Genomic DNA, 25,676 nt, shown 5'->3' with positions numbered 1-25,676 from the left:
GCGACAATATAAGGTTCGGTCATGTGTTGACTGCATGACGCAATTCCCTATTCAGGAGCGATATGGATCTGTCCAACCCGCCTTTTCTGCCCGGACGCAACAAGGCGCTGGACCTGCTCAAGTGGCTGGCGATGCTGAGCATGGTGCTCGATCATCTTCGCTATGTGGGCTGGTCAGTTGATTTTCTTTACGTACCGGGGCGTTTCGCCTTTCCCTGGTTCTGTCTGGCAATTGCCGTAAACCTTTCCCGGCGCAGCGCAGCCATTCTGGCCCCGCGGGTGCAATGGCGCTATCTGGGCTGGCTGCTGGTATTCGCAGCGCTAGCAGAAATACCGTATCGGCTGTTCATGGCGGACGTGACCGTGCTGAACGTGATGCCGACCCTGTTGCTGGGGCTACTGATTGCTCAAGGCTGGCAGCATCGCAACGTGACGACGCGGATCATGGCCATCGTGGCCCTGCTGTTTGGAGCGGTTTTTCAGCAACAATTGATGTTTGGTTTTGCTGGCGTGCTGCTACCGCTGGTTTTTCTGTTGGTGCTGCAAAAGCGCCTTTGGTATTCGGTGTTTCCGGCAGTTTTCTGTCTCGCAGCCAATGCCTGGCCGCAGATGATTGCCGGCGCGAGCTGGGGCGACCCGATTTCCATTGGCTCGATAGCCGCCTGCCTGGTGGCACCTGCGCTGGGCATAGCGCTACTGCGCACCAAACCGAAGTTCGCAGTGATCCCGATGCGGCGCTGGGCCTATGCGATCTACCCGCTGCACTTTATGGTATTGCTGGGTTTGCGGACGGCGTTGGAGCGTGGCTGAACGATAACCTCAACTATCGTGCGTGCGACGCTCCGCGTCGCATGCCGTTCCGGACGCTCTGTGTCCTCTTGCAAGGCAGAGCGTCGTGAACTGCATTCCGACGCTGGAGGCATCAGCTATTAGGCAGCAACCGGCAAGTAATGCTCTTGATGTAGCGCGTCTCGGCAATTGCCGGGTGCACAGGATGGTCCGGGCCCTGGCCGCCGCGTTCCAGTAGCTGAATGTTGCGGTCCAGATGGCGGGCGCTGGTCAGGAGGATGTTTTGCAGGTCGTCTTCCGGCAGGTGCATGGAGCAGGAAGCGCTGACCAGAATGCCGTCCTTGCTGAGCAGGCGCATGGCTTGCTCGTTCAGGCGGCGGTAAGCGCCTTCGCCGTTTTTCATATCTTTCTTGCGTTTGATGAACGCAGGCGGGTCGGCAACGATCACGTCGAAACGCTCTTCACCGGCCTTCAGCTCTTTCAGCGCTTCAAAGACATCGCCCTCGATGCAGGTCATTTTTTCTGCGAAGCCATTCAGTGCTGCGTTGCGCTCCACGCCGTCAAGGGCGAAGGATGATGCGTCGACGCAGGTCACGTCGCTGGCACCGAAGGCTGCTGCCTGAATTCCCCAGCCACCGATGTAGCTGTACAGGTCCAGCACACGCTTGCCTTTGACGTAGGGAGCAATGCGCGCGCGGTTCATGCGATGGTCGTAGAACCAGCCGGTCTTCTGCCCGGCCATCACCGGTGCTTCGAACTTCACGCCGTTTTCTTCCAGCGCAACCCATTCGGGAACCAGGCCGAACACGGTTTCGACGTAACGATTCAGGCCTTCCGCATCGCGCGCGGCTGAGTCGTTCTTGAACAGGATGCCGCTTGGCTTGATGACCTGAACCAGCGCGGCAATGATGTCTTCCTTGTGGTTTTCCATGGTGGCCGAGGCCAGCTGGACAACCAGAATGTCACCGAACCGATCCACCACCAGACCCGGCATCAGGTCTGAATCGCCGTAGACCAGGCGGTAGAAAGGCTTGTCGAACAGGCGCTCGCGCAGCGACAGCGCCACGTTCAGGCGATGGACCAGCAGAGACTTATCGAGCGGCAGCTTGATATCGCGCGACAGCAAGCGTGCGCAGATCAGGTTGTTGGGGCTCATGGCGACAATGCCCAGCGGCTTGCCGCCAGCAGCTTCGAGGATTGCCTGATCACCGGCTGCAAAACCATGCAGCGGGGTGGCGGCTACGTCGATTTCGTTGCTGTAGACCCACAAGTGACCGGCGCGCAGGCGGCGGTCGGCGTTGGCTTTGAGGCGCAAGCTAGGCAGGGACATGACGTCGCTCCTGAAAAAAGAGCGGGATTATAGCGCGTCATCCCGGTAGTGCGCCGGGATGACTACAATAATCGCAACCTGTTACGCCGACAGCGCTTCAATCAATTTGCTGTTGAAGGCCGGGATGTCATCAGGCTGACGACTGCTGATCAGCGTGCCGTCGGTGACAACTTCCTGATCAACCCACTTGGCGCCAGCGTTGACCAGGTCATCTTTCAGCGTCTTGAAGCTGGTCAGGGTCTTACCCTTCACCAGGCCTGCCGATATCAACAGCCAGCCGCCATGGCAGATAACCGCCACTGGTTTGCCGGAACCCTCAATGTCCTTGACGAGCTTCTGGGCGTCAGTGTCTATGCGGATGGTGTCGGAGTTCTGTACGCCGCCTGGCAGAACCACGCCATGGTAGTCGCTGGCGTTGGCCGCCTTGAACGTGCGGTCGATCTTGAAATCATCGGCAGGCTTGTCGTGATTCCAGCCTTTGACCTGGCCTTCTTCGGTGGAAAGGATTTCCACGGTGGCACCTGCTTGCTCCAGCGCTTCTTTCGGACCGGTCAGTTCGACCTGTTCGAAACCGTCGGTTACAAGAATTGCGATGCGTTTGCCAGTCAGTGCTTTAGACATGGGATCCTCCAGTGTCGGGCTTTCAGGGTGGCGTCTGGCGGCCGTTTTGAGGCCGCTATATACGCCGTCAACACAAGGTCCGAAGCCTGGCATGTGGCAAAGTTCCGAGAATATCTTCGTCTCGGGTGATGGACCGTTTCCCCGCAAGGGGTCAGAATCCAGTCATTACGGTGAGTAAATTCCTATGTCCGAAGAGCTAAGCCCAGAACAGATCCAGCAAGCGTTGCAGGGCATCAGTGTGCCTCCGCAGCCGCAGATCATGGTGGATCTGCAGATGGAGCAGTACATGCCCGATCCGGACCTGGGTGTAATTGCGCGGTTGATTGCGCAAGATCCGGGGTTGTCCGGGGCGCTGCTGAAGATCGTCAACTCTGCGCACTATGGCCTGTCCAACAAGATCGCCTCGATTGACAAGGCTGTGAATCTGCTGGGCAGCCGTACCGTGATCAATCTGATCAACGCGCAGTCGATCAGGGGCGAGATGACCGATGAGACCATCGTCGCGCTCAACCGCTTCTGGGATACCGCGCAGGATGTCGCAATGACCAGTCTGACCCTGGCCAAGCGCATCGGCTCGCAGACTGTGGATGAATCCTACGCATTGGGCCTGTTCCATGACTGCGGTATTCCGCTGATGCTCAAGCGTTTCCCGAATTACATGCCGGTCCTTGAAGAAGCCTACGCCAACGCAGGGCCTGATTGTCGCATCGTCGATACTGAAAACGCCGCGTTCGATACCAACCACTCGGTGGTCGGCTATTACACGGCCAAGTCATGGCGCTTGCCTGCGCACGTGACTGACGCGATCGCCAATCATCACAACGCGTTGGCGATTTTTCAGGACGATACCAGTCGCAATGCCCCGCTCAAGAACCTCCTGGCGCCCCTGAAAATGGCTGAGCACATCTGCCAGTCCTACCAGGTACTGGGCAATCAGGACGAAGATCACGAATGGGAATGCATTGGTGCGCTGGTGCTGGACTACGTGGGCTTGTCCGAATATGACTTTGAATACCTGAGGGAAAGCATCCGCGAGCTGGGCGCACGTTGAGTCTGTGCGCTGGCTTGTCATCCCTGTAAAACCGAGTTATCCATGCCTGAATTACCCGAAGTAGAAACCACCCGTCGCGGCATTGCGCCCCATCTTGAAGGTCAGCGTGTCAGCCGCGTTATCGTGCGCGACAGCCGTTTGCGCTGGCCCATTCCCGAAGACCTGGACATCCGACTTTCCGGACAGCGCATCGTGCAGGTGGACCGGCGCGCCAAGTACCTGCTGATTCAGGCCGAAGTGGGTACGCTGATCAGCCATTTGGGCATGTCGGGCAATCTGCGCCTTGTCGAGGCCGGGCTTCCGGCGCTCAAGCACGAGCATGTCGATATCGAACTGGAGTCCGGGCTGGCCTTGCGCTATACCGACCCGCGTCGATTCGGGGCGATGCTCTGGAGCCTTGATCCGCATAACCACGAATTGTTGATTCGTCTTGGGCCGGAGCCGCTGACCGATCTGTTCGACGGTGAGCGCCTTTACGAGCGCTCGCGCGGCAAGTCGATTGCGGTCAAACCGTTTGTCATGGACAACGCCGTGGTGGTCGGGGTGGGCAATATCTACGCGACCGAAGCGCTGTTCGCGGCGGGTATCGACCCGCGACGCGAAGCTGGAGGAATCTCACGGGCGCGTTATCTCAAGCTCGCCATCGAGATCAAGCGCATTCTGGCCTACGCTATAGAGCGCGGCGGCACCACGCTGCGTGACTTCATCGGCGGCGACGGCAAGCCGGGGTATTTCCAGCAGGAATTGTTTGTCTACGGGCGTGGCGGCCAGCCATGCAAGGTCTGCGGTACAACGTTGCGTGAAATCAAGCTGGGGCAGCGCGCCAGTGTTTATTGTCCAAAATGCCAGCGCTGAAATACGAGAGGCGCAGAGCGCAAGGCCACTTGCTTAAGCTGCACCCCTGTTTATAGTGATAGCACCTTAATTATTTGCTACGCCTGAAGGACCAAGCCATGAGCCCGTTTCGTATTCTTGCTGCCACGCTGGCGCTGTTTGTCGGCCTGCAGGCACTGCCTGCGATTGCCGCCGATGTCTCCACCGGCAGCGGCGATCCGGTCTACACCATTCAGAACCCGCCAGCGTTCGCGATGATCGGCGATCTGCTGATCGCCCGACCGCTGTTGATCGCGGCCACGGTCATCGGTACAGGGCTGTTCGTGATTGCTGCGCCTTTTGCAGCGGCAGGCGGCAACCTCGGCGCAACGGGCAAGGCGCTGGTGGTCGATCCGGGCAAGGCAGCCTTTGTGCGTTGCCTGGGTTGCACCGGTGACGGGTATGGCAAGCAGCAGTAAAGGCTGTATCAGGCTTTGCTGGTGATGATCCGGTACTTGTCCATCAGCTGTTCTTTGCTCTCGACGTGATTTTCATCCAGGGGGATGCAGTCGACCGGGCAAACCTGCTGGCATTGAGGCTCGTCGTAGTGACCCACACATTCGGTGCACAGGTTCGGGTTGATCACGTAGATCTCCTCGCCTTGTGAAATCGCCTCGTTTGGGCACTCGGGTTCGCAGACGTCGCAGTTGATGCAATCGTCAGTGATGATAAGGGACATGAATTGCTCCTGCCGCAGCCGACGCCGGGGCACATTAAAACCAATGCGGCGAATTGTGCCGCATTAGGCTTCGGGATGCACCTTCACATGCAGTGCGTCTAGCGCTTGAAACGTTCGGTCAGCGCCTGAGCGACAGCAGGATGAACGAATTTGGTGATATCACCGCCCAACGCCGCGATTTCACGCACCAACGTCGAGGAAATGAACGAGTAGCGCTCTGAAGGTGTGAGGAACAGGCTTTCGACGTCCGGTGCCAGCTGACGATTCATGTTGGCCAACTGAAACTCGTACTCGAAGTCCGACACCGCGCGAAGACCGCGCAGAAAGACGTTGGCATTCTGTTCCTTGGCAAAATGCGCGAGCAGCGTCGAAAAGCCGACAACTTCTACGTTAGGCAGGTGTTTGGTGACTTCGCGGGCCAGCTCGACACGTTGTTCCAGAGGAAACAGCGGGTTTTTCTTCGGGCTGGCGGCAACCGCAATGACCACGTGGTCGAACAGGCGCGAGGCGCGCTCGACCAAATCTCCATGGCCCTTGGTAATCGGGTCGAAGGTGCCTGGGTACAACACTCGGTTCATCGCGTCGTCCTGGTCGGAGTCCGTTGTGGGACTCGGATGGTATCGCAGCCTTCCCGATGGGCCAAGCTGCGTAATAAGCGCCAAGTGTCGTATTGCGCCGATTATCGGCCATGTTTCAGCCCAAACCCCCGATTTTGGGGCTATTTACTGTGGTGCGGATGATGCTCGACGCGCAGCAATTGGCTAAGACACCTTGTGTTCAGCTTGCCTGCGTCGACTCGTCACTGGTGCTGCTTCGATTCTGCCACCATTGCGGCATCTGCCTGCGTTAAGATTGCCATCATCTGATTAGCACTTAGAGTGGCCTTGTCCGCATGGCAACCCGTACCAAAACCCGTGAACGCATCGTGCAAACCAGTCTGGAGCTGTTCAATCAGCAGGGCGAACGAAGCGTGACCACCAATCATATTGCTGCGCACATGGAAATCTCGCCCGGCAATCTCTATTACCACTTCGCCAACAAGCAGGTGATCATCGCCGAGCTGTTCACCGAGTATGAAACGCTGGTGGGCAGTTTTCTGACCCTGCCTGCCGACCGCCCGCCGACCATCGAAGACAAGCGCGACTATTTTCTGGCGATAATGGACGCCATGTGGCGCTACCGTTTTCTGCACCGCGACCTTGAGCATCTACTGACGTCGGATGCAGAGCTGGCGAGGCGTTACCGGCGCTTTTCGTATCGCTGCCTGATGCAGGCGATGACTATCTATCGGGGGTTTATCAAGGCTGGCATCCTGAAAATGGATGAATCGCAGATCGAGTGGACCAGTCTCAACACCTGGATCGTTCTGACGTCGTGGGTGCGTTTTCTGTGCACCAACCGGGAAAACGCTACAGAGTTGAACGAATCGGCGATTCGACGTGGCGTCTATCAGGTACTTATGCTCGAATCTGTGTTTGTCGCGCCTCAGGCTCGCGAAGCGTTCGACGCGCTATGCGAAACGTTTCACTCGACGTTGCCTGAGGTTCTGATGTGAATTTCAGAGCCGATGAGCGGCCCGCTTGTCGGTTCTCTGCCACAGGAGTGTGTCATGTCCATTGCGCAACTGATCAGCCCCGAGCAACTGGCTGCACGACAGAAAACCCCAGGTCTGGTGATTCTCGATTGCCGTTATGCGCTTGAAGATTCCGATTACGGTCAGCGCAGTTACGCCCAGGGGCGTATCGAGGGCGCGTCCTTTGCCGATCTGAAGCGCGACCTCAGCGGGCCAGCGATCAAAGGCAAAACAGGCCGCCACCCGCTGCCGGACCCGGAAGTCTTGTTACAGTGTTTTCAGGCATGGGGCATCAACGCTGACAGCGATGTCGTGCTGTACGACGACGGACCTGGAATGTATGCCGCGCGCGCCTGGTGGTTGCTGGCCTGGATGGGCAAGCGCGAAGGCGTGTACCTGCTCGATGGAGGGCTGAAAGCCTGGCACGCTGCCGGACTGCCGTTGAGCCTCGACGCGCCGAATCGTGAACCGGGCAGTTTCAGCGGTGAGCCGGACATGTCGATGGTGCTCAGCGGCAGTCGCCTGCACGGCCGCCTCGGTCGCCCGGAAATGACCTTGATCGACGCCCGCGCCGAAGCGCGCTTCCGAGGTGAAGTAGAGCCTCTGGACCCGGTCGCCGGGCATATTCCCGGTGCTCAGTGTGCGGCCTGCACCGATAACCTCGGGCCGGATGGACGCTTTTTGCCACCTGAGCAGCTCAGGCAGCGTTTTGCCGAAAAACTGCAGGGTCGTCCGCCGGAAAGTCTGGTGTCTTACTGCGGATCAGGCGTCACGGCCTGCCATAACCTGTTCGCCCTGTGTCTGGCCGGGTATCCGCTGGCAACGCTTTATGCGGGCTCGTGGAGCGAGTGGATCAACGATCCTGAGCATGAAATCGCCACGGGCGCCGCTTGATCCGTCGTCAGCCTGATCAGGCGTTTTCGCGCTGATGTGCGGCGCTTAGCCAAAGCGGGATGCGGCGCTCAAGGTAATAGCCCGGATTGCGCAACGAGCCGTCGACGAAACCGACATGCCCGCCTCTGGCGTGTAGCTCAAACTCGGTGCAGGGCGACAGCTCGCTCGGTTCGGGCAGGCTGTGGGGGAACACGAACGGGTCGTCGCTGGACTGGATGATCAGCGTCGGCGTCTGAATCTGACCCAGATAGTAGCGGCTGGATGCCCTGCGATAGTAATCCGTGGCGTCGGTAAAACCATGCAGCGGTGCAGTCACCCGTCCATCGAAGTCCCAGAACGTTCGCATGTTCTCCAGCGAGCCCAGCGCGGCGAGTTCGGCCAGCCCCCCGCTGATGCCTTCATGCTGGAAGCGGTGCTGCTTGTCACGGATATACGCCAGCATTTCGCGCATGAAGTGTCGTTGATAAACCCTGGAGAACCCTTGGCCGATGCGGTTGGCGCATTCGTCCAGCCGAAACGGCACTGACACCGCCACCGCGCCCCGAAGATCACTGCTGGCGCCGGACTCCCCCAGGTACTTGAGCAACACATTGCCGCCCAGCGAATACCCCGCCGCATAAATCGGAGCCAATGGCCGCAGCGAACGCAAATGAGCGATCACCTCGGCCAGATCCTCGCTCGCGCCTGAGTGATAGCTGCGCGACAGCAGGTTCGGCTCTCCCGAGCACCCGCGCCAGTTCAGCGCCACACTGGGCCAGCCCTGCGCCGCCATGGCCTTTTGCAGACCGGCTACATACGGCGAATTGGACGACCCGGTCAGGCCGTGCAGTACAAGAACCAGGGGTTTATCGGGCTCATCCGGACCATGCCAGTCCATGTCCAGAAAATCCCCATCCTTCAACCACAACCGCTCGCGAGTGCGCGCCAGCAACGTCGGCCTGCGCAGCAGCGGCCCCCACAGCGTCTGCAAATGCGGATTGCCCATGCCGACGGCCGGGATGAATGGATTGGCATGGGACAGAAAGGTAGGGCGTGTGGACACGTGCTTGCTCAACGATCGGTGCAGTGACTGAAGCTGTACGTTGCCATTAAGTGGACCGGGATGTAAGGGGAGATTCAAGTAGCGTGGTGGCGTGTCCCCGTGATGCGTTGCTAACCTTGACCCGCTCTGACGTAAGGCTCGATTGGCGGCTGCTCGCGACGCTCGGCCTGCCACAGGTCGTGATCAGCCTGAATGCTCAGCCAAAGACGCGCGCTGCTGATGCCCGCCCGCTCAAGCCTTACTGCCAGGTCAGGACTCACAGGTGCAAGCCCATTCAGTATTTCTGAAAGGGTCTCTTTGGCAAAGCCCAGATGACTGGCGAACTCCGAAACGGTGGTCTGCAGACCAGGAATCACCTCTTCAAGCAGGATTTCACCCGGATGTGGGGGGTTATGCATTTCCACAGGGACCTCCGCTCAGTGGTAATCCAGATAATCGACCAGCTCGACATCTGTCTCTAGGAAACGAAAAATAATACGCCAGTTGGCGTTTACAGTTATTGACCAGAACCCTTCCAGTTCTCCCCTGAGGGGGTGAAGCCGCCAGCCGGGTATATTGATGTTAGCTGGCACTTTCGCTCGATTCAGAACCATCAGGACATGTGCGATACGTCTTGAATGATCTGCCCTGATTCCGCTTGTAGAGCCGGTTTCAAAAAAAATCCTGAGACCCTTGTGTCTCCAGCTGACAATCAAGCTGTGATTGTGATGCGGCACATCACACTCCGCAATCGCCATTTTGCTGTCCTGTTTTCTTTGTTCATAACTTTCCTTCATGCACGCAGAGGCCATGCAGAACGTGTAAATGTCGTGAGCAAATGGGACTATTTTTGCGATTACGGGTCAACGAGTGCGACGTAGGATGGGTCTTTAATTCAAGTAGGTCGCATGATCTGAGAGGGATATTGAGGCAAGAATGGAGCGCGCCATGCGCTCCACCCAGTAGCGTATGAAAGCGGCCTAGCCCCGCTGCCACAACGCGTAATACACCTGACCAGCCTTTTTCTCGCGGTGCAATCGCCAGCTTCCCGGCAAGCCGGTGGTCGATGGCGGGGTTTCGCTTTCGGTGTAGATCCAGGCGGTGTCGGCCAGCCAGCCGTGGCTTTCCAGCAGGTTGCAGGCTGAAGCCAGCAGGCCTTGATGGAAGGGCGGGTCGAGGAACACCACGTCAAAGGGCGATGCCGTGGCGGTTTCCAGATGGCGCAGGGCGTCGGTCTGGGAGACCTGGCCGCTGGTGCAGTTCAGTGCGTTGAGGTTCTGGCGCAGGCTGGCGATGGCCGCCGCGTTGCTGTCCAGCGCCAGACCCATGCTGGCGCCACGGGACAGGGCTTCGAAATACAGTGCGCCGCTGCCAGTGAAAACGTCCAGCACCCTGGCACCAGCGATGTAGGGTGCCAGCCAATTGAACAGGGTTTCGCGCACCCGATCAGGCGTCGGGCGCAGGCCGGGGGCGTCGGGGAAGGTCAGGCGACGGCTGCCCCATTCTCCGCCGATGATACGAAGCTGACCCAGGCCGTTGTGGCCCTTCGGACGTGGATTGGCCATCAGTGTTCCGGGACCCCTACAGGTTGGCGGGTGGGTTTGTCTGTCGGCGCTGGCAGTGGCTTTTGCTCCACGGTCGGGCCAACGGTAACAATGACCATCTTGTTGGCGCTCAGGTGCTTGCTCATCGCAGCTTTCACCTGTTCGACGGTCACGCTCTGGGCGGCGGCCATGTAGTCCTCAAGGTAGGTCAGCGGCAGGTTGTAGAAACCGATTGCCCCTAGCTGGCCCACGATGGCCGAATTGCTGGCTGCGGTGAGCGGGAAGCTGCCGGTCAGTTCGCGTTTCACATCGTCGATTTCTTTCTGGGTCGGGCCGTTGGCGAGGAAGTCGCGAACGATGTCCTGCACCAGCTTGAGGGTGTTTTCGCTCATTTCCGCACGCGTTTGCAGGCCGATCATGAACGGCCCGGCAACCTGCATGGCGGTGAAGCCTGACGACACACCGTAGGTCAGGCCGCGTTTTTCCCGCACTTCGGTCATCAGTCGACTGCCAAAGCCGCCACCACCCAGTACCGAGTTACCCACGGTCAGCGCCGCGTAATCAGGGTCGTTACGGTCGATGCCCAGTTGCGCGAGCATCAGGTGGGTCTGGTTGGACGCGAATTCGATATGCGTGGTGCCTGCCTTCGGCTCAACCGGATCAGCGACCTTCGCCAGCGCCGGGCCTTTGGGCAGCGAAGCGGAAACCTGCGCCGCGACGGCTTGCGCTTCGTCCCGCGACAGGTCGCCTACCAGAGCAATCACCGCATTGCCTGCCGTATAACCTTTGGCGTGGAAAGCCTTGAGCTGAGCCAGGGTAATGGCATTGATGCTTTTTGCGTCGCCTTCGCTCGGGTGAGCGTAGGGATGGTCGCCGTACAGACGGTTGAACAGTTCCTTGCTGGCGATAGCGCCGGGGTTCTGTTTCTGATTCTCGAAACTGGCGATCAACTGGTTTTTGATACGGGCCAGAGAGTCGGCAGGGAAGGTGGGCTTGCCCACGACTTCGCTGAACAGCTTCAGGGCCGGGTCGCGCTTGTCGGCAGCACTCAGGCTGCGCAAGGACGTGACCGCCATGTCGCGGTAGGAACCGTTGCTGAAATCCGCTCCCAGGCCTTCGAAGCCCTGAGCGATGGCGTTGACGTCCTTGCCTTTGACGCCCTCATTGAGCATGGCGTTGGTCAACAGGGCAATGCCGGGCGATTTCTGGTCCTGGCTGCTGCCTGCGGCGAATGTCAGGCGCATGTCGAACATCGGCAATTCGCGCGATTCCACGAACAGCACCCTGGCACCCTCGGCGGTATTCCAGGTCTGGATGTTCAGGGCACGACGGGCTGGTGCCTTGCCGTCCAGCTCCTTGAGGGTTTGCAGGTTATTGCCCAGTGCCGGAGCAGCCTGGCCCTGCTCGGCAGGGGCGGCGTTGTCGGCCACGGCTGGCAGTGCGACAAAGGTGCCGAGCGAACCGGCCAGGATCAGGCCAAGCAGCGCATGACGTGGAGCGTTGCGCGTGATCATTTGGCTTTCTCCTCAGGCAGAACGTGCGCAACGCTGAGGCGCTCACGGGTGAAATAGGTGTTGGCTGCTTTCTGGATGTCCTGCGGGGTCACGCTCTGCAGGGCTTCCAGCTCATTGTCCATCAGCTTCCAGGACAGGCCGACGGTTTCAAGCTCGCCGATCATGGTCGCCTGGCTGGTAATCGAGTCGCGCTCGTAGACCACACCGGCAATGACCTGAGCCCGAACGCGCTCCAGTTCTTCGGCGGACGGTGCCTTGGTTTTCAGCTCGTCGAGCAGACGCCAGATGCCGGCTTCCACATCGGCCAGGGTCTTTTTCTTTTGCAGGTTGGGTGTGGCGCTGATCATGAACAGGCTGTCGCCGCGAGCAAATGCGTCGTAGCGCGACGATGCGCCGGAGACCAGTTCTTCGCCACGTTCCAGGCGTGAGGAAATGCGTGCGCTGTAACCACCGTCGAGCAGTGCCGCAATCAGGCGCAGGGCATTCGCCGAACGTGGGTCTTCAGCGGTCGCAACGCTTGGCACGTTAAAGCCGTAAATCAGGCTCGGCAACTGGGTTTTGACGTGCAGAGTGATCTTGCGCTCGCCCGGCTCGGCCAGTTCAAGCGGTTTTTTCGAGGGCGGCACGTCGCGGCGCGGGATCGGGCCGAAGAAACGCTCTGCCAGGGCTTTGACCTCGTCCGGTTGCACATCGCCAACCACCACCAGCGTGGCGTTGTTCGGTGCGTACCAGGATTCGTACCAGTGGCGCAGCTCTTCAACCTTCATGCGCTCCAGATCCGCCATCCAGCCAATGGTCGGCGTGTGATAGCCGCTGGCAGGGTAGGCCATCGCCTTGAAACGTTCGAATGCCTTGCCCATCGGCTTGTCATCGGTGCGCAGGCGACGCTCTTCCTTGATGACTTCGATCTCGCGGCTGAACTCATCGGCGGGCAATTTCAGGGTTGCCATGCGATCGGCTTCCAGTTCCAGGGCGACGCTCAGACGATCGCGGGCCAGGACCTGATAGTAGGCGGTATAGTCATCGCTGGTGAACGCATTCTCTTCAGCGCCCAGATCGCGCAGAATCAGTGAAGACTCACCCGGCCCGGTCTTGCTGCTGCCCTTGAACATCATGTGTTCAAGGGCATGGGACAGGCCGGTCTGGCCGGGTGTTTCGTAGCTGGAGCCGACCTTGTACCAGATTTGGGAAACCACCACCGGAGCGCGGTGATCTTCGCGGACGACAACCTTCAGGCCATTGTCCAGGGTAAATTCATGGGTCGGTTGCGAATCAGCAGCCAATGCTGTCAAAGGCAGACAAATAGTGCTGAGCAGCAGGCCTGCGGCGCGGCGGGCTAGAGCATTCATTCGTAGTTTGAACCTGTAGGACGGCCCGCGTGAACTTAGCGTCGGCGGGCGCGGGGGTGTTAGGATACTGATCCGTTTGCTTCAGAGACAGCCTTCACTGGCCGATTGCGAGTGAAACCTGTCTGAAACGCAGGTAAAGGTAGCGCTTCACGCGGCCGTTGAGTGAACAAGAAGTCCTAAACGCAGTCTGTTTTGCATGTCAGAATTTTTCCGGGTCGCCCTCTGGCGCCCCGCAACCTTGAGATAGCCGTCCTCCATGTTTGGTTCCAACGACGACAAGAAGACCCCAGCCGAGGCTGGAGAGAAGAAAGGCCTGTTCGGATGGCTGCGCAAGAAACCGCAGCAAGCCGAGCCAGCGCCACAAGAATCATCCCCGACGCAACCCGATCCGGTCCACGACCCGGTTGTGACCACGCCGCAGGTTGAGCCTCCTGTTGCCTCGCAATCTGTACCCGAGAGCATCGTCGAACCGGTTGCGCATTCGCAGCAAGGCCACGTCGAGCCGGGTGCGCCGTCGCCTCAGCCGTGGCTGACCTTGCCGGTAACCGAAGAGCCAGTGGCTCTGAGTGACGAGCGCGAGCCGCACATCACCCCGCCAATCCCGGAGCAAAGTCAGGCTCAGGCCGTGCCCGAGCCGGCCGCGGCGGAACCTGTGGCCGATATCGTGCCGCTGAGTGTTCCCGAGCCGCTGCTGGTTCAGCCTGTTCCAGAACCAGAACCCGTCGCAGCGCAGGCTGTGCCACACCCGGTAGCGCCTGTTTCGCAAGTGGTTCCTGCTCTGGCCCCTGCTCCGGTACAAGAGCCCGAAACCGGCAAGGTCGGCTTCTTTGCTCGCCTGAAGCAGGGCCTGTCGAAGACCAGCGCCAGCATCGGCGAAGGCATGGCCAGCCTGTTCCTGGGCAAGAAGGCCATCGATGATGATCTGCTGGAAGAAATCGAAACCCGTCTGCTGACCGCCGATGTCGGCGTTGAAGCCACCTCAGTCATCATCAAGAGCCTGACCCAGAAAGTCGCGCGCAAGCAGTTGACCGACGCCCAGGCGTTGTACACCTCGTTGCAGGGCGAACTGGCTGCGATGCTCAAGCCTGTCGAGCAACCGCTGGTGATCAAGGCCGAGCACAAGCCGTTCGTGATTCTGGTGGTCGGCGTCAATGGCGCGGGCAAGACCACGACCATCGGCAAGCTGGCCAAGAAGCTGCAACTGGAAGGCAAGAAAGTCATGCTGGCAGCGGGCGACACCTTCCGCGCTGCGGCCGTCGAGCAGTTGCAGGTCTGGGGCGAGCGCAACCACATTCCGGTGATCGCCCAGCACACCGGTGCCGATTCCGCCTCGGTGATTTTCGATGCCGTGCAGGCCGCCAAGGCCCGTGGCATTGATGTGTTGATCGCCGACACCGCCGGTCGCCTGCACACCAAGGACAACCTGATGGAGGAGTTGAAGAAGGTTCGCCGGGTGATCGGCAAGCTGGACGCGGATGCCCCTCACGAGGTTCTGTTGGTTCTCGATGCAGGCACCGGGCAGAACGCTATCAATCAGGCCAAGCAATTCAACCAGACGGTCACGTTGACCGGGCTGGCGCTTACCAAGCTGGATGGCACAGCCAAAGGCGGCGTGATTTTCGCCCTGGCCAAGCAGTTCGGTTTGCCGATTCGCTATATCGGCGTTGGTGAAGGTATTGATGACTTGCGTACCTTCGAGGCCGAACCCTTTGTTCAGGCACTGTTTGCGGAGCGGGAGCGTCCATGATTCGATTCGAGCAGGTCGGTAAGCGCTACCCGAATGGACATGTCGGGTTGCATGAACTGAGCTTTCGAGTACGTCGCGGCGAGTTTTTGTTCGTCACTGGTCATTCCGGTGCCGGCAAAAGCACGCTGTTACGCCTGTTGCTGGCCATGGAGCGTCCGACCACCGGCAAACTGATGCTGGCCGGCCAGGACCTTGGGCAAATCAGCAACGCACAGATCCCGTTTCTGCGTCGCCAGATCGGCGTAGTGTTCCAGAATCACCAGTTGCTGTTCGATCGCACGGTGTTCAACAACATTGCGTTGCCCTTGCAGATCCTTGGCCTGTCCAAGCCCGAGATTGCCAAACGGGTCGACTCGGCGCTTGAGCGTGTGGCGCTGTCCGACAAGGCCGAGCTGTACCCCGGCGACCTGTCCACCGGTCAGCAACAGCGCGTCGGGATTGCCCGCGCCATTGTCCATCGCCCGGCCTTGCTGCTGGCCGATGAACCGACCGGTAACCTCGACCCACGTCTGGCGGCGGAAATCATGGGCGTGTTTGAAGATATCAACCGACTGGGGACCAGCGTGCTGATTGCCAGTCACGACCTTGCATTGATTGCCCGCATGCGCCATCGCATGCTGACCCTGCAACGCGGGCGTCTGATCGGTGACGGGGAGGCCGGAGTATGAGTGCTACACGCAGCCCCAAGGTTTCCGAACGCGTTGCGCCCAAGGCCGCCGATCCAGTGCCGCCGAAAAAGAAAAAGCAGCGTCACGACCATGATGATGACGGCCCGGATTTCAGTGCGTTGTTGTCGGCGTGGCTGGAAAGCCATCGCTCCAGTCTGCTGGACAGCCTGCGACGTCTGGGAAAACAACCGATTGGCAGTTTCTTTACCTGTCTGGTGATGGCGATTGCCTTGAGCTTGCCGATGGGCCTGTCATTGCTACTGAGCAATGTCGAGCGTCTGGGTGGTTCTTGGCAGCGCGCTGCACAGATTTCCATCTACCTGAAGCTGGATGCCAATACTGCTGATGGCACTCTCTTGCGCGATGAAATCAAGTCGATGCCCGGTGTAGCAGATGCCGAGTACATCAGCAGCGAGCAGGCATTGGGTGAGTTCAAGCAACAGTCCGGTCTGGGCGAGGCGCTCAAGGAATTGCCAGAGAACCCGCTTCCAGGCGTGGTGTTGGTAACGCCGGATGAAGTGGACAAACCTGCGCTGGAAGCCTTGCGCACGCGGTTGGCAGAACTGCCTAAAGTCGAGCAGGCGCAACTGGATCTGGTCTGGGTCGAAAGGCTGGCCGCGATCCTCAAGCTGGGTGACCGATTCGTTTTCGGCTTGACGGTTTTGCTTGTCTCAGCTTTGCTGTTAGTAATTGGTAACACAATTCGTCTACATATTGAAAACCGCCGTATCGAAATCGAAGTCATCAAGCTGGTGGGCGGTACTGACAGCTACGTGCGCAGACCCTTCCTTTATATGGGCGCGCTGTACGGTTTCGGGGCAGGTATCCTGTCCTGGGGCGTTCTGGCTTATGGCCTGAACTGGCTGAACGGTGCGGTCGTCGGGCTGGCAGGTCTCTATGGAAGCGACTTTGCGCTGGCAGGTGTTCCGATGGGTGATGGTCTTTCGCTCTTGCTTGGAGCGGTTCTGTTAGGGTATATCGGTGCCTGGATTGCGGTCGCTCGTCACTTGCGTGAACTGGCGCCCCGTTAGAGGCAAATTTTTCGTTCACCAGACTGGCTTCTGAAAATCAAGGAACTTGGTTAGCGGTTCCGGGTCAATCTGGCTATTGCTGAACTGCACATAACCTGTGCGCTGGAGGTTTTTTCGTATGACCACTTCTTTGCAACCTGCTTATGCTTTAGTCCCGGGTGCGAACCTTGAGGCCTATGTGCACACGGTCAACAGCATTCCCTTGCTGACGCCCGAGCAGGAGCGTGAACTGGCTGAAAGTCTCTACTATGAGCAGGATCTGGACGCGGCCCGACAAATGGTCCTCGCCCACCTGCGCTTTGTCGTGCACATCGCGCGCAGTTATTCGGGTTACGGTCTGGCTCAGGCTGACCTGATTCAGGAAGGTAACGTCGGTCTGATGAAGGCCGTGAAGCGCTTCAACCCCGAAATGGGCGTGCGTCTGGTGTCCTTTGCCGTGCACTGGATCAAGGCCGAGATTCACGAGTTCATCCTGCGTAACTGGCGCATCGTCAAGGTCGCCACCACCAAGGCGCAGCGCAAGCTGTTCTTCAACCTGCGCAGCCAGAAGAAGCGTCTGGCCTGGCTGAACAACGACGAGGTGCATCGCGTCGCTGAAAGCCTGGGCGTCGAGCCGCGTGAAGTGCGTGAGATGGAAAGCCGTCTGACCGGTCATGACATGGCTTTTGACCCGGCAGCCGAAGCAGATGACGACAGTGCGTTCCAGTCGCCAGCCAACTATCTGGAAGACCACCGCTACGACCCGGCGCGTCAGCTGGAAGATTCCGACTGGACCGACAACTCCACCGCCAACCTGCATCAGGCGCTGGACGTGCTGGACGAACGCAGCCGCGACATCCTCTACCAGCGCTGGCTGGCAGAAGAAAAAGCCACGCTGCACGACTTGGCACAGAAGTACAACGTCTCCGCCGAGCGTATTCGTCAGCTGGAAAAAAGCGCGATGAACAAGCTCAAGACGTCGATAGCTGCGTAAGGCTACCCGGCAACGAAAAACGCCCCGAGATGATCGGGGCGTTTTTGTTAGCGGGATTGGCTATCGTGCCCATGCTCCGCGTGGGCATGCCGTTCCGGACGCTCTGCGTCCTCTTCTCCGAACTAGCGCCAGCCCATCACCAGCGACGGCTGCTGTTCAACCCCTGCAAATACTCATCCCCACCCAACTGACGCATTTGCTGACGAATCCAGCCTGCACGGCGGGAAACGTAGCTGCTCGGGTGGCTGGCGCTCCACTCGCGCGGGTTGGGGAGGACGGCGGCGAGGTAGCTGGCCTGCTGTACAGAAAGCGCGCTGGCGTTGGTGCGGAAGTGATGTTGCGCTGCGGCCTGCGCGCCGAATACGCCTTCGTCCCATTCGACGCTGTTCAGGTACACCTCAAGGATGCGCTCCTTGGACCACAGCAGCTCGATGAGCATGGTGAACCATGCTTCAAGCCCTTTGCGCAGGTAACTGCGACCGGACCACAGGAACAGGTTTTTCGACACCTGCTGGCTAAGCGTACTGGCACCACGGATCGAGCCACCGCGCTCGTTATGCAGGATGGCCGCTTGAATGGCGTCGACGTCGAAACCCCAGTGCTCGGCGAATTTCTGATCCTCGCCGGCAATGACCGCAATTTTAAGGTTGTCGGAGATCTTGTCCCACGGTTCCCAGTCGCGTTGCAGGTCGATAGGCTCGCCGTCGACCCAGGATTCGACCTTGCGCTCGACCATCAGGGCCGTGCCCGGTGGCGGCACCCAGCGCAGAACCAGAACCACGAGAACACTGCCTGCGGCGAACCATAGCAGGGCTTTGACGATGCGACGAAGAATAGACTGCAGCATAGAGATGGCTTGGCCGAACCCGTTGAGCGGGCCATTATACAGACCGTGCGCCTTTCGACGATTTTTCACTGGAGTTCCTGATGCTTCGTAGCTTTTTGATGCTTGCTGCCTTCTTCGGCTTCACGGGTGTGGCGTTGGGCGCATTTGCCGCCCACGGTCTCAAGGAACGCCTGAGTGCCGAGTACCTGGCGGTGTTCCATACGGGTGTGCTTTACCAACTGATCCACGCGCTGGCCCTGCTCGGCGTGGCGATACTGGCAACGCACATCCCCGGGCGCCTGATCACCTGGGCCGGATTCTCCTTCGCGGTCGGTATCCTGCTGTTTTCCGGCAGCCTCTACGCGCTGACCCTGACCGGTTTCAGCAAGCTGGGCATCATCACCCCGTTCGGTGGTCTGGCATTTCTGTTCGGCTGGTCGATGCTGGGGCTGGCGGCCTGGAGGCTGGGTTCGCCTCCGTGAGCATCCGCTCCCCTGGAAGCCGGCCGCGCTTGAGACGAATGGCGTGGCTTTGCCTTGGTCATACCGGCTGATCGGGCTAGAATGCTGGCCCCCCAAAAATGATGGCTGCTCTCGCATGCACATTCAGTTGAACGGTGAACCCTTTGAATTGCCCGATGGCGAAACCGTCGCGGCATTGCTGACCCGCCTGGACCTTGCCGGACGCCGGGTTGCGGTGGAACTGAACCTGGATATCGTGCCGCGCAGTCAGCATGCGGCGACCGTCCTGAGTGAAGGCGATCAGGTCGAAGTGGTTCATGCCATTGGCGGTGGCTAGTTCGCAATCCGCACTGCGCCCAACCCAATCTGCACGTTATGAGGATTTCCGATGAGCAATGTTCGCAGCGACAAGCCCTTCGTCCTGGCCGGTCGGACTTTCGAGTCGCGTCTTTTGGTAGGCACCGGCAAGTACATCGATATGGAACAGACCCGTCTGGCCATTGAAGCCTCGGGTGCCGAGATCGTGACTGTTGCGGTGCGTCGCACCAACCTCGGCCAGAACCCCGGCGAGCCGAACCTGCTGGACGTGCTGCCACCTGATCGCTACACCATCTTGCCGAACACCGCTGGCTGCTTCGATGCAACCGAGGCCGTGCGCACCTGCCGCCTTTCGCGGGAATTGCTCGACGGTCGCAATCTGGTCAAGCTCGAAGTCCTGGCTGACCAGAAAACCCTGTTTCCGAATGTGATCGAAACCCTCAAGGCTGCCGAGATACTGGTCAAGGACGGTTTCGACGTGATGGTCTACACCAGCGATGACCCGATCATCGCTCGCCAGCTGGCCGAAATCGGCTGCATCGCGATCATGCCGCTGGCAGGGCTGATCGGCAGTGGTCTGGGGATCTGCAATCCATACAACCTGCAGATCATCCTTGAAGAAACCAAGGTCCCGGTATTGGTCGATGCCGGTGTCGGCACTGCCTCCGACGCCACCATCGCAATGGAGCTGGGCTGTGAAGCCGTATTGATGAACTCGGCCATCGCCCATGCTCAGCAGCCGGTGATGATGGCCGAAGCCATGAAGCACGCTGTAATTGCCGGTCGTCTGGCGTACCTCGCCGGACGCATGCCTCGAAAACTCTATGCCAGCGCATCTTCGCCGCTGGATGGCCTGATCAAGTAAGAGCCCGTTGATGACTGATTCGCACGTTCCGCACCCAGAGTCGCCTGCTGTCGAAGAAGGCGAAGAGCGCCCGCACCGCCGCATCAAGAGTTTCGTGATGCGTGCCGGTCGCATGACCGAAGGTCAGCAGCGCGGCCTTGATCAAGGTCTTCCGCTGTATGGCCTGTCGCTGACCGATGCGCCGGTGGATTTCGATCAGGTATTCGGTCGCGCTGCGCCGCGTACGCTGGAAATCGGCTTCGGCATGGGCCACTCGCTGCTGGAAATGGCCGCTGCGGCTCCCGAGCACGACTTCATCGGTGTCGAGGTGCATTCCCCAGGCGTAGGCGCGCTGCTCAACGGTGTGCTGACCCAAGGGCTGACCAATGTGCGCGTCTACGATTGCGACGCCATTGAAGTGCTGAACCGCTGCGTCGCTGATAACAGCCTTGATCGCCTGATGCTGTTCTTCCCGGATCCGTGGCACAAGAGCCGTCACCACAAGCGCCGCATCGTGCAGCCTGAATTCGCCGCACTGGTACGCAGCAAGCTGAAGGCAGGCGGCGTGTTCCACATGGCCACTGATTGGGGCCCGTACGCGGAATACATGCTGGAAGTGATGAGCGTGGCGCCCGGTTATCGCAACCAGGCCGAAGACAACCAGTACGTTCCGCGCCCTGCGGAACGGCCGATCACCAAGTTCGAACGCCGTGGCGAGAAGCTTGGGCACGGCGTCTGGGATCTGAAGTTCGAAAAGCTCGACTGAGTATGCTGATCGTGCCCGGTCACCTGGGCACGATCACGCAGCATGAAGCTTGTCCGGCGGCTTACTGAATCTCGTCCGGCTTGACGATCACCCAGTTCTTGTCCGCCGTGACCGGCAGCTTCTCCTTGGCCTGAGCTTCGGCATTGTCCTTGATCATGCCGTTCAGCTGGGTCATGTACTTGTCCTTGCGGTTGATCCACAAGTGCACGCCGCCCTTGCTCACGTCGACGCTGTGAAACAGCATGTAGCCGTCGCTGGTCGGGGTATCGCCGCCGACCAGGACCGGTTTTTTCCACTGGTCGATGTAGGTCAGAATGGCCGCCTGCTTGCCCGCCATCCAGGTTGCCGGTGTCCACAGGTATGGCGTCAGCTCCAGACCCATGTTGCTTTTCGGATCGTATTTACCCGCCGTGATCTGCTTGCGTGCCGTGGTCAGCTCGCCTGTCTTGCGGTCCTTGAGCAGCGTGCTCACGCCGATCACATTCTGCGGTTTGACGTTGTAGCCGTACTTCGGATCGGCAGCGACCATACGCACCAGCTCTTCGGACGCGGCGGTCATCACATACACCTCGATGCCGTTTTCCATCAGCTTGTTGTACAGCTCGGTCTGCCCGGTGAATACCCGCGGCGGCTCGACATTGAGCTGCTTGACGGTATCGCCTTCGTAGTAGGTCGCAGGGATCGGCTTTTTCAGGGCCATCAGCTCATCGACATAGCCTTTGAGCTCCTGCAGCGTAAAGCCGGAAAACACCTGCGCGACCCACGGGTAGCAGACCATGTCGTCTATTTCGCAAAGGCGATAGTAGTAGCTGAACAGGCTTTCCTTGTGCTCGGCGGTGTCTTTGAAGGGGATCAGCTTGAGCGAGGGATCGAGTTTTTCGCGGGTGATCAGGCCTTTGTTTTCCATGTACGGCAGCAGCGACTCTTCGAGGTCGAAGCGGTAGCTGGTGTTGTCCATGTCGAAGACTGCGTAATTGCCCTTGTTGGCATTCGCCGCAATCATCGCGTCGAGCGCCTTGGCGGCAGGCTCGGGCCAATGCTTCAATTCGGTGGCTGCGATAGCCTGGCTGGCAAGCCCGAAGCAGACGGCAGCAGCCAACAGTTTTGGCACGAGTTTCATAGGCGATTTCCCCTTGTCGAAAAAACGAAGGGGCAGACCGTAACAAATTATTGTGAAGGCAAAAGTACGTCAGCGACCCGAAAAAGGCCAAAAGACGCCGTTTGCCCCTTTATTTGCGACAGTTAAACCAAAAGCGACACTTTTATTGCAGTTTTTCGTCAGCGACCTCAAATGCGCCGAAAAACGCTTATCAGACGCGTTCCCAGACTTCAAAGTTGTAAGCAGGCTTGTCATCGACAGCCGCGTTCTCGGTATCGGACACCAGCGCCCATTGCGCCGTATCGATTTCTGGAAACCACGCGTCGCCATCAGGGCTAAGCGCTACGCGAGTCAGGTACAGGCGATCCGCCTGTGCAAGGCCTTGGGCGTACAGCTGCGCGCCGCCGATCAGCATCACTTCATCGACACCCTGTTCTTGCGCCCATTGCTCGGCGCGCACGACTGCGGCGTCCAGCGAAGGGAAGACTTCCGCGCCCTCAAGCTGCAAATCAGTCTGGCGGCTGACCACCAGGTTGAGGCGACCGGGCAGCGGGCGGCCCAGCGAATCCCAGGTCTTGCGACCCATGATGATCGGCTTGCCGAGCGTCGTGGCCTTGAAGTATTTGAAATCCCCCGGCAAATGCCAGGGCATGGAATTGTCGACGCCAATCACTCGGTTTTCACCAAGGGCGGCAATCAGGCTGAGGGGGAGATGAGTTTTCATGCGCCGAGGATATCAGAGGTCGCGGGGCAGGCGAATGAACTGACACACGCCGTGCTCAGTCCCATGACAGCGGTTATGCTCACCGCTGAATTCAACCAAGAGACACTGTGTGACTGCACTGACCCCACTCGATACCCTCTGGCTGACCGAAGCCGTGCGCCTGCGTGAACAACAGGCTGGCGCGCTGGATGATCAGGAAGTCAATCGCCGCGCCCGGGCAGCCGGAGGCGACCTGACTGCTCGTATTACCCATCGCGCCCTTGGGCTGGCACAGCGTGACGGCATGCTCGGCGCATTGCACCACTGGAAGCAGGGCGCGCGGTTGGCGTTGGTTGCGCTGGCGGTGTTCGCTGTCATCAGTGGCGCGGGCCTGGCCTTCGCCGCAATGGGCGACGGGCAGGCACCGGTCAATGTGTTCTGGGCGCTGGGCAGTCTGCTTGGGCTTAATCTGGTGCTGCTGGCTGCCTGGGCGCTGGGCTTGATCTTCGCTGGCCGCAGCAACAGTGGGCTGGGCCGCTTATGGCTGTGGTTGAGTGAAAAGCTTGCCCGTGACGCCCAGGCCGCGCAGCTTGCCCCAGCGCTGGTTTTGCTGCTGCAACGCAAGCGCCTGAATCGCTGGGTGCTCGGCCTGGTGGTTCACAGCCTGTGGCTGCTGGCGCTGGTCAGTGCGCTGGTGGTGCTGTTGATGCTGATGGCGACCCGGCGCTACGGGTTTGTCTGGGAAACCACCATTTTGAGCAGCGACACCTTTGTCGGCCTGACCCAGGCACTCAGTACCGTCCCGGCGTGGCTGGGCTTCAGTGTGCCGGACGAAGCCATGATTCGCGCCAGCGGCAATGGCGCTTTGAGTATCGAGAATGCACGTCAGGCCTGGGCTGCGTGGCTGGTGGGCGTACTGCTGGTCTACGGCATTGTGCCGCGCCTGTTGCTGGCAGCGTTCTGCCTGTGGCGCTGGAAGCAGGGGCGGGCGGGGCTGCGTCTCGATCTTGAATTGCCCGAGTACCTTGAACTGCGTGAACGTTTGATGCCCAGCAGCGAGCGATTGGGCGTCAATGACGTCGAACCCGCCGCGTTGCATCAGGTTCAGCCCGGCGTAGGTGCGTCCGACAGCAATGGCGCGTTGCTGGTGGCCATCGAGCTGGATGATCAACACGTCTGGCCGCCAGAACTGCCGTCCGGCGTGGTCGATGCGGGCATTCTCGACAGCCGCGAGTCGCGACACAAGCTGCTGGAACAACTGACTCACTATCCGCCTGCGCGCATGGTGGTCGCCTGTGATCCTCGCCGTTCACCGGATCGCGGCAGTCTGGCGCTGATGGCCGAACTGGCGCGCAGCGCGGGGGCGACACGCGTCTGGCTGCTGCCCGCGCCTGCCGGGCAGGTGCTCGATCTGGAGCGTCTGGGCGACTGGCACGCCGCTCTGGATGGGTTGCAGTTGCCGCGCACCGACAGCGCGCCCTTGAACTGGCTGGAGACAGGCCATGACTGAAGCAGACAATGCCCGTGCCATCAAGCTGGCGGTGGTCGGCCACACCAATGTCGGCAAGACGTCGCTGCTGCGCACCCTGACCGGCGATGTCAGCTTCGGTGAAGTGTCTCACCGGCCCAGCACCACCCGTCATGTGGAAGGCGCGCGCCTTTCTGTGGACGGCGAGGCCTTGGTCGAGCTGTACGACACGCCTGGCCTGGAAGACGCTATCGCACTGCTCGATTATCTGGAGCGCCTGGACCGTCCCGGCGAGCGTCTGGACGGGCCGGCGCGACTGGCGCGCTTTCTGGAGGGCAGCGAGGCACGCCAACGCTTTGAGCAAGAGGCCAAGGTCATGCGCCAGTTGCTCGGCTCGGACGCCGGGCTGTATGTGATCGATGCACGCGAACCGGTGCTCGCCAAGTACCGTGACGAGCTGGCGGTGCTGGCCAGTTGTGGCAAGCCGTTGCTGCCTGTGCTCAATTTCGTCAGTGCGCGCGAGCACCGCGAGCCGGAATGGCGAGAGGCACTTTCACGCCTGGGGCTGCATGCATTGGTGCGCTTCGACAGCGTCGCACCGCCGGAAGATGGCGGCCGTCGTCTGTATGAAAGCCTGGCGCTGCTGCTGGAAAGCGCGCGGCCTCGGCTTGAACGTTTGATTGAGGATCAGGAGAAACAACGTCGAGCCAGAAAACACAGCGCGGCGCGGCTTATCGCCGAACTGTTGATTGACTGTGCAGCGTGTCGGCGTAGCGTCGAGACCACTGCCGAGCAGGAACAGCAGGCTGTGGAAGCGTTGCGCAAGGCTGTTCGTCAGCGTGAGCAGCAATGTGTCGAGGCGCTGCTCAAGCTGTATGCCTTTCGCAAGGACGACGTGTCTACCAGCGATTTGCCGTTGATGGACGGCCGTTGGGGCGATGATCTGTTCAATCCGGAAACCCTCAGGTTGATGGGCGTGCGGGTTGGTGGCGGCGTGGCAGCCGGTGCGGCGGCCGGGGCAGGGGTCGACTTGATGGTCGGCGGCGTAACGCTTGGCGCGGCGGCTTTGGTCGGTGCGATTGCAGGCGGTGCCCTGTTGACGGCGCGCAGCTACGGCGGACGCTTGCTGGGCAAGTTGAAGGGCCGCAGGGAGTTGACGGTGGACGATGCAGTGTTGCGCCTGCTTGCTCTGCGACAGGGGCACTTGTTGCTGGCGTTGGGAGTGAGAGGCCATGCGGCCATTCACAGCATGGAATTGACCACGCCGCAGGACAAAACCTGGCGCAAAGGCAAAATCCCCGAGCCGCTCACCCGCGCCCGTGCCCACCCGCAATGGTCAACACTTAACCCGCACGCCAAACCGAATCAGGCTGAGCGGCAGGAAGCGATTGATCAACTGGCGGATGTGGTTCTGCAGGATTGACTGTTCCGGCGCTGAAGACCGGACGCAGAGCGTCCAGAACTGCATGCGACGCGGAGCGTCGCACGATAGTTGAGATATCGCTCCAGCGTGGGAATGCCGTGGGTGACGCTCC

General features: G+C 59.8%; 29 protein-coding genes. 16 read left to right on the top strand and 13 right to left on the bottom strand.

The features are described from left to right. Window positions 1-62: 62 nt before the first annotated feature. Window positions 63-809 (top strand): TraX family protein, encoded by a 747-nt coding sequence (locus RYB09_RS22805; protein WP_058408321.1) that lies wholly within the window; start codon window positions 63-65, stop codon window positions 807-809. A gap of 112 nt (window positions 810-921) precedes the next feature. On the opposite strand, the gene RYB09_RS22800 is transcribed toward RYB09_RS22805, so the two are convergent. Together RYB09_RS22800 and RYB09_RS22795 are read right to left on the bottom strand one after the other, a co-directional pair. Then, window positions 922-2,118, bottom strand: a complete 1,197-nt coding sequence (locus tag RYB09_RS22800) for a class I SAM-dependent rRNA methyltransferase (protein ID WP_005744093.1) — start codon at window positions 2,116-2,118, stop codon at window positions 922-924. A gap of 81 nt (window positions 2,119-2,199) precedes the next feature. Further along, the gene (locus RYB09_RS22795; protein WP_005735018.1) at window positions 2,200-2,739 is read right to left on the bottom strand and encodes a type 1 glutamine amidotransferase domain-containing protein; all 540 of its coding nucleotides are present in this window, start codon (window positions 2,737-2,739) and stop codon (window positions 2,200-2,202) included. A gap of 238 nt (window positions 2,740-2,977) precedes the next feature. Here RYB09_RS22795 and RYB09_RS22790 point away from each other — a divergent pair, with 238 nt between their 5' ends. From RYB09_RS22790 to RYB09_RS22780, 3 genes are all read left to right on the top strand, one after another. After that, a complete protein-coding gene (locus RYB09_RS22790; RefSeq protein WP_172680529.1) occupies window positions 2,978-3,790 on the top strand; it encodes an HDOD domain-containing protein in 813 nt (270 codons plus the stop codon). 42 nt (window positions 3,791-3,832) lie between these two features. Continuing rightward, window positions 3,833-4,645, top strand: a complete 813-nt coding sequence (gene mutM / locus RYB09_RS22785) for a bifunctional DNA-formamidopyrimidine glycosylase/DNA-(apurinic or apyrimidinic site) lyase (RefSeq protein ID WP_004654856.1) — start codon at window positions 3,833-3,835, stop codon at window positions 4,643-4,645. A gap of 98 nt (window positions 4,646-4,743) precedes the next feature. Beyond that, on the top strand, window positions 4,744-5,082 hold the full coding sequence (locus RYB09_RS22780; protein WP_004663352.1) for a hypothetical protein: 339 nt from the start codon (window positions 4,744-4,746) through the stop codon (window positions 5,080-5,082). An 8-nt stretch (window positions 5,083-5,090) separates the two neighbouring features. Here RYB09_RS22780 and RYB09_RS22775 read toward each other — a convergent pair whose 3' ends face one another. Both RYB09_RS22775 and coaD read right to left on the bottom strand, forming a co-directional pair. Further along, window positions 5,091-5,342, bottom strand: a complete 252-nt coding sequence (locus RYB09_RS22775) for a YfhL family 4Fe-4S dicluster ferredoxin (RefSeq protein WP_003316325.1) — start codon at window positions 5,340-5,342, stop codon at window positions 5,091-5,093. 98 nt (window positions 5,343-5,440) lie between these two features. After that, entirely contained in the window at window positions 5,441-5,920 is a 480-nt protein-coding gene (gene coaD, locus RYB09_RS22770; protein WP_002555639.1) for a pantetheine-phosphate adenylyltransferase, read from the bottom strand. 314 nt (window positions 5,921-6,234) lie between these two features. Between coaD and RYB09_RS22765 the strand changes: the two genes are divergently transcribed. Both RYB09_RS22765 and RYB09_RS22760 read left to right on the top strand, forming a co-directional pair. Continuing rightward, window positions 6,235-6,897, top strand: a complete 663-nt coding sequence (locus tag RYB09_RS22765; RefSeq protein ID WP_005744091.1) for a TetR/AcrR family transcriptional regulator — start codon at window positions 6,235-6,237, stop codon at window positions 6,895-6,897. A 54-nt stretch (window positions 6,898-6,951) separates the two neighbouring features. Continuing rightward, complete coding sequence (locus RYB09_RS22760) at window positions 6,952-7,809, top strand: sulfurtransferase (RefSeq protein WP_058408318.1); 858 nt, start codon at window positions 6,952-6,954, stop codon at window positions 7,807-7,809. Window positions 7,810-7,825: 16 nt separating this feature from the next. Here the strand turns inward: RYB09_RS22760 and RYB09_RS22755 are convergent, their stop codons facing one another. From RYB09_RS22755 to RYB09_RS22730, 6 genes are all read right to left on the bottom strand, one after another. Beyond that, entirely contained in the window at window positions 7,826-8,851 is a 1,026-nt protein-coding gene (locus tag RYB09_RS22755; protein ID WP_316890328.1) for a hydrolase, read from the bottom strand. Window positions 8,852-8,961: 110 nt separating this feature from the next. Then, the gene (locus RYB09_RS22750; RefSeq protein WP_058401186.1) at window positions 8,962-9,255 is read right to left on the bottom strand and encodes a HigA family addiction module antitoxin; all 294 of its coding nucleotides are present in this window, start codon (window positions 9,253-9,255) and stop codon (window positions 8,962-8,964) included. Window positions 9,256-9,267: 12 nt separating this feature from the next. Beyond that, the gene (locus RYB09_RS22745) at window positions 9,268-9,546 is read right to left on the bottom strand and encodes a type II toxin-antitoxin system RelE/ParE family toxin (protein WP_058401209.1); all 279 of its coding nucleotides are present in this window, start codon (window positions 9,544-9,546) and stop codon (window positions 9,268-9,270) included. A gap of 264 nt (window positions 9,547-9,810) precedes the next feature. Then, window positions 9,811-10,395, bottom strand: a complete 585-nt coding sequence (rsmD, locus tag RYB09_RS22740) for a 16S rRNA (guanine(966)-N(2))-methyltransferase RsmD (RefSeq protein ID WP_003411937.1) — start codon at window positions 10,393-10,395, stop codon at window positions 9,811-9,813. Further along, the gene (locus tag RYB09_RS22735) at window positions 10,395-11,888 is read right to left on the bottom strand and encodes a pitrilysin family protein (protein WP_316890325.1); all 1,494 of its coding nucleotides are present in this window, start codon (window positions 11,886-11,888) and stop codon (window positions 10,395-10,397) included. Before RYB09_RS22735 ends, rsmD begins: the two co-directional genes overlap by 1 nt. Further along, a complete protein-coding gene (locus tag RYB09_RS22730) occupies window positions 11,885-13,237 on the bottom strand; it encodes a M16 family metallopeptidase (RefSeq protein ID WP_002555633.1) in 1,353 nt (450 codons plus the stop codon). The genes RYB09_RS22735 and RYB09_RS22730 overlap by 4 nt, the downstream gene beginning before the upstream one ends. 256 nt (window positions 13,238-13,493) lie before the next feature. Here RYB09_RS22730 and ftsY point away from each other — a divergent pair, with 256 nt between their 5' ends. The 4 genes from ftsY to rpoH all read left to right on the top strand — a co-directional run bounded on the left by ftsY (window position 13,494) and on the right by rpoH (window position 17,656). Next, window positions 13,494-14,984 (top strand): signal recognition particle-docking protein FtsY, encoded by a 1,491-nt coding sequence (gene ftsY / locus RYB09_RS22725; protein ID WP_122281761.1) that lies wholly within the window; start codon window positions 13,494-13,496, stop codon window positions 14,982-14,984. Further along, window positions 14,981-15,652: a cell division ATP-binding protein FtsE gene (gene ftsE, locus RYB09_RS22720; protein WP_002555631.1), complete on the top strand. Its 672-nt coding sequence runs from the start codon at window positions 14,981-14,983 to the stop codon at window positions 15,650-15,652. The genes ftsY and ftsE overlap by 4 nt, the downstream gene beginning before the upstream one ends. Next, on the top strand, window positions 15,649-16,683 hold the full coding sequence (ftsX, locus tag RYB09_RS22715) for a permease-like cell division protein FtsX (RefSeq protein WP_316890321.1): 1,035 nt from the start codon (window positions 15,649-15,651) through the stop codon (window positions 16,681-16,683). Before ftsE ends, ftsX begins: the two co-directional genes overlap by 4 nt. 118 nt (window positions 16,684-16,801) lie before the next feature. Beyond that, a complete protein-coding gene (gene rpoH / locus RYB09_RS22710; protein WP_002555629.1) occupies window positions 16,802-17,656 on the top strand; it encodes an RNA polymerase sigma factor RpoH in 855 nt (284 codons plus the stop codon). Window positions 17,657-17,792: 136 nt separating this feature from the next. Here the strand turns inward: rpoH and mtgA are convergent, their stop codons facing one another. After that, on the bottom strand, window positions 17,793-18,503 hold the full coding sequence (mtgA, locus tag RYB09_RS22705; RefSeq protein ID WP_058401210.1) for a monofunctional biosynthetic peptidoglycan transglycosylase: 711 nt from the start codon (window positions 18,501-18,503) through the stop codon (window positions 17,793-17,795). An 80-nt stretch (window positions 18,504-18,583) separates the two neighbouring features. Here mtgA and RYB09_RS22700 point away from each other — a divergent pair, with 80 nt between their 5' ends. From RYB09_RS22700 to trmB, 4 genes are all read left to right on the top strand, one after another. After that, window positions 18,584-18,964 (top strand): DUF423 domain-containing protein, encoded by a 381-nt coding sequence (locus RYB09_RS22700; RefSeq protein WP_003372515.1) that lies wholly within the window; start codon window positions 18,584-18,586, stop codon window positions 18,962-18,964. 115 nt (window positions 18,965-19,079) lie between these two features. Continuing rightward, complete coding sequence (gene thiS, locus RYB09_RS22695) at window positions 19,080-19,280, top strand: sulfur carrier protein ThiS (protein ID WP_003372514.1); 201 nt, start codon at window positions 19,080-19,082, stop codon at window positions 19,278-19,280. 51 nt (window positions 19,281-19,331) lie between these two features. After that, window positions 19,332-20,126 (top strand): thiazole synthase, encoded by a 795-nt coding sequence (locus RYB09_RS22690; protein WP_003304387.1) that lies wholly within the window; start codon window positions 19,332-19,334, stop codon window positions 20,124-20,126. A 97-nt stretch (window positions 20,127-20,223) separates the two neighbouring features. Further along, complete coding sequence (gene trmB, locus RYB09_RS22685) at window positions 20,224-20,871, top strand: tRNA (guanosine(46)-N7)-methyltransferase TrmB (RefSeq protein ID WP_227447952.1); 648 nt, start codon at window positions 20,224-20,226, stop codon at window positions 20,869-20,871. A gap of 61 nt (window positions 20,872-20,932) precedes the next feature. On the opposite strand, the gene RYB09_RS22680 is transcribed toward trmB, so the two are convergent. Continuing rightward, on the bottom strand, window positions 20,933-21,991 hold the full coding sequence (locus tag RYB09_RS22680; RefSeq protein ID WP_024661887.1) for a hypothetical protein: 1,059 nt from the start codon (window positions 21,989-21,991) through the stop codon (window positions 20,933-20,935). A 190-nt stretch (window positions 21,992-22,181) separates the two neighbouring features. Further along, window positions 22,182-22,694 carry a dihydrofolate reductase gene (locus RYB09_RS22675; protein WP_054071412.1) on the bottom strand — a complete coding sequence of 171 codons (513 nt, stop codon included), beginning with the start codon at window positions 22,692-22,694 and terminating at the stop codon, window positions 22,182-22,184. 109 nt (window positions 22,695-22,803) lie between these two features. Between RYB09_RS22675 and RYB09_RS22670 the strand changes: the two genes are divergently transcribed. Both RYB09_RS22670 and RYB09_RS22665 read left to right on the top strand, forming a co-directional pair. Continuing rightward, complete coding sequence (locus tag RYB09_RS22670; RefSeq protein ID WP_122259548.1) at window positions 22,804-24,183, top strand: DUF2868 domain-containing protein; 1,380 nt, start codon at window positions 22,804-22,806, stop codon at window positions 24,181-24,183. Beyond that, entirely contained in the window at window positions 24,176-25,564 is a 1,389-nt protein-coding gene (locus RYB09_RS22665; RefSeq protein ID WP_122259549.1) for a DUF3482 domain-containing protein, read from the top strand. Before RYB09_RS22670 ends, RYB09_RS22665 begins: the two co-directional genes overlap by 8 nt. Window positions 25,565-25,676: the final 112 nt, after the last annotated feature.

The organism is Pseudomonas syringae group sp. J254-4 (assembly GCF_032586855.1).
GTDB classification, from domain to species: Bacteria; Pseudomonadota; Gammaproteobacteria; order Pseudomonadales; family Pseudomonadaceae; genus Aquipseudomonas; species Aquipseudomonas amygdali.
This window is presented reverse-complemented; position numbering and strand designations above follow the sequence as displayed.

Excerpts from the sequence above, each read along its gene's own strand:
- RYB09_RS22805 (WP_058408321.1), top strand. The coding sequence starts at position 63 with ATGGATCTGTCCAACCCGCCTTTTCTGCCCGGACGCAACAAGGCGCTG.
- RYB09_RS22800 (WP_005744093.1), bottom strand. The coding sequence starts at position 2,118 with ATGTCCCTGCCTAGCTTGCGCCTCAAAGCCAACGCCGACCGCCGCCTG.
- RYB09_RS22795 (WP_005735018.1), bottom strand. The coding sequence starts at position 2,739 with ATGTCTAAAGCACTGACTGGCAAACGCATCGCAATTCTTGTAACCGAC.
- mutM (WP_004654856.1), top strand. The coding sequence starts at position 3,833 with ATGCCTGAATTACCCGAAGTAGAAACCACCCGTCGCGGCATTGCGCCC.
- RYB09_RS22780 (WP_004663352.1), top strand. The coding sequence starts at position 4,744 with ATGAGCCCGTTTCGTATTCTTGCTGCCACGCTGGCGCTGTTTGTCGGC.
- RYB09_RS22775 (WP_003316325.1), bottom strand. The coding sequence starts at position 5,342 with ATGTCCCTTATCATCACTGACGATTGCATCAACTGCGACGTCTGCGAA.
- coaD (WP_002555639.1), bottom strand. The coding sequence starts at position 5,920 with ATGAACCGAGTGTTGTACCCAGGCACCTTCGACCCGATTACCAAGGGC.
- RYB09_RS22765 (WP_005744091.1), top strand. The coding sequence starts at position 6,235 with ATGGCAACCCGTACCAAAACCCGTGAACGCATCGTGCAAACCAGTCTG.
- RYB09_RS22760 (WP_058408318.1), top strand. The coding sequence starts at position 6,952 with ATGTCCATTGCGCAACTGATCAGCCCCGAGCAACTGGCTGCACGACAG.
- rsmD (WP_003411937.1), bottom strand. The coding sequence starts at position 10,395 with ATGGCCAATCCACGTCCGAAGGGCCACAACGGCCTGGGTCAGCTTCGT.
- RYB09_RS22735 (WP_316890325.1), bottom strand. The coding sequence starts at position 11,888 with ATGATCACGCGCAACGCTCCACGTCATGCGCTGCTTGGCCTGATCCTG.
- RYB09_RS22730 (WP_002555633.1), bottom strand. The coding sequence starts at position 13,237 with ATGAATGCTCTAGCCCGCCGCGCCGCAGGCCTGCTGCTCAGCACTATT.
- ftsY (WP_122281761.1), top strand. The coding sequence starts at position 13,494 with ATGTTTGGTTCCAACGACGACAAGAAGACCCCAGCCGAGGCTGGAGAG.
- ftsE (WP_002555631.1), top strand. The coding sequence starts at position 14,981 with ATGATTCGATTCGAGCAGGTCGGTAAGCGCTACCCGAATGGACATGTC.
- ftsX (WP_316890321.1), top strand. The coding sequence starts at position 15,649 with ATGAGTGCTACACGCAGCCCCAAGGTTTCCGAACGCGTTGCGCCCAAG.
- rpoH (WP_002555629.1), top strand. The coding sequence starts at position 16,802 with ATGACCACTTCTTTGCAACCTGCTTATGCTTTAGTCCCGGGTGCGAAC.
- mtgA (WP_058401210.1), bottom strand. The coding sequence starts at position 18,503 with ATGCTGCAGTCTATTCTTCGTCGCATCGTCAAAGCCCTGCTATGGTTC.
- RYB09_RS22700 (WP_003372515.1), top strand. The coding sequence starts at position 18,584 with ATGCTTCGTAGCTTTTTGATGCTTGCTGCCTTCTTCGGCTTCACGGGT.
- thiS (WP_003372514.1), top strand. The coding sequence starts at position 19,080 with ATGCACATTCAGTTGAACGGTGAACCCTTTGAATTGCCCGATGGCGAA.
- RYB09_RS22690 (WP_003304387.1), top strand. The coding sequence starts at position 19,332 with ATGAGCAATGTTCGCAGCGACAAGCCCTTCGTCCTGGCCGGTCGGACT.
- trmB (WP_227447952.1), top strand. The coding sequence starts at position 20,224 with ATGCGTGCCGGTCGCATGACCGAAGGTCAGCAGCGCGGCCTTGATCAA.
- RYB09_RS22680 (WP_024661887.1), bottom strand. The coding sequence starts at position 21,991 with ATGAAACTCGTGCCAAAACTGTTGGCTGCTGCCGTCTGCTTCGGGCTT.
- RYB09_RS22675 (WP_054071412.1), bottom strand. The coding sequence starts at position 22,694 with ATGAAAACTCATCTCCCCCTCAGCCTGATTGCCGCCCTTGGTGAAAAC.
- RYB09_RS22665 (WP_122259549.1), top strand. The coding sequence starts at position 24,176 with ATGACTGAAGCAGACAATGCCCGTGCCATCAAGCTGGCGGTGGTCGGC.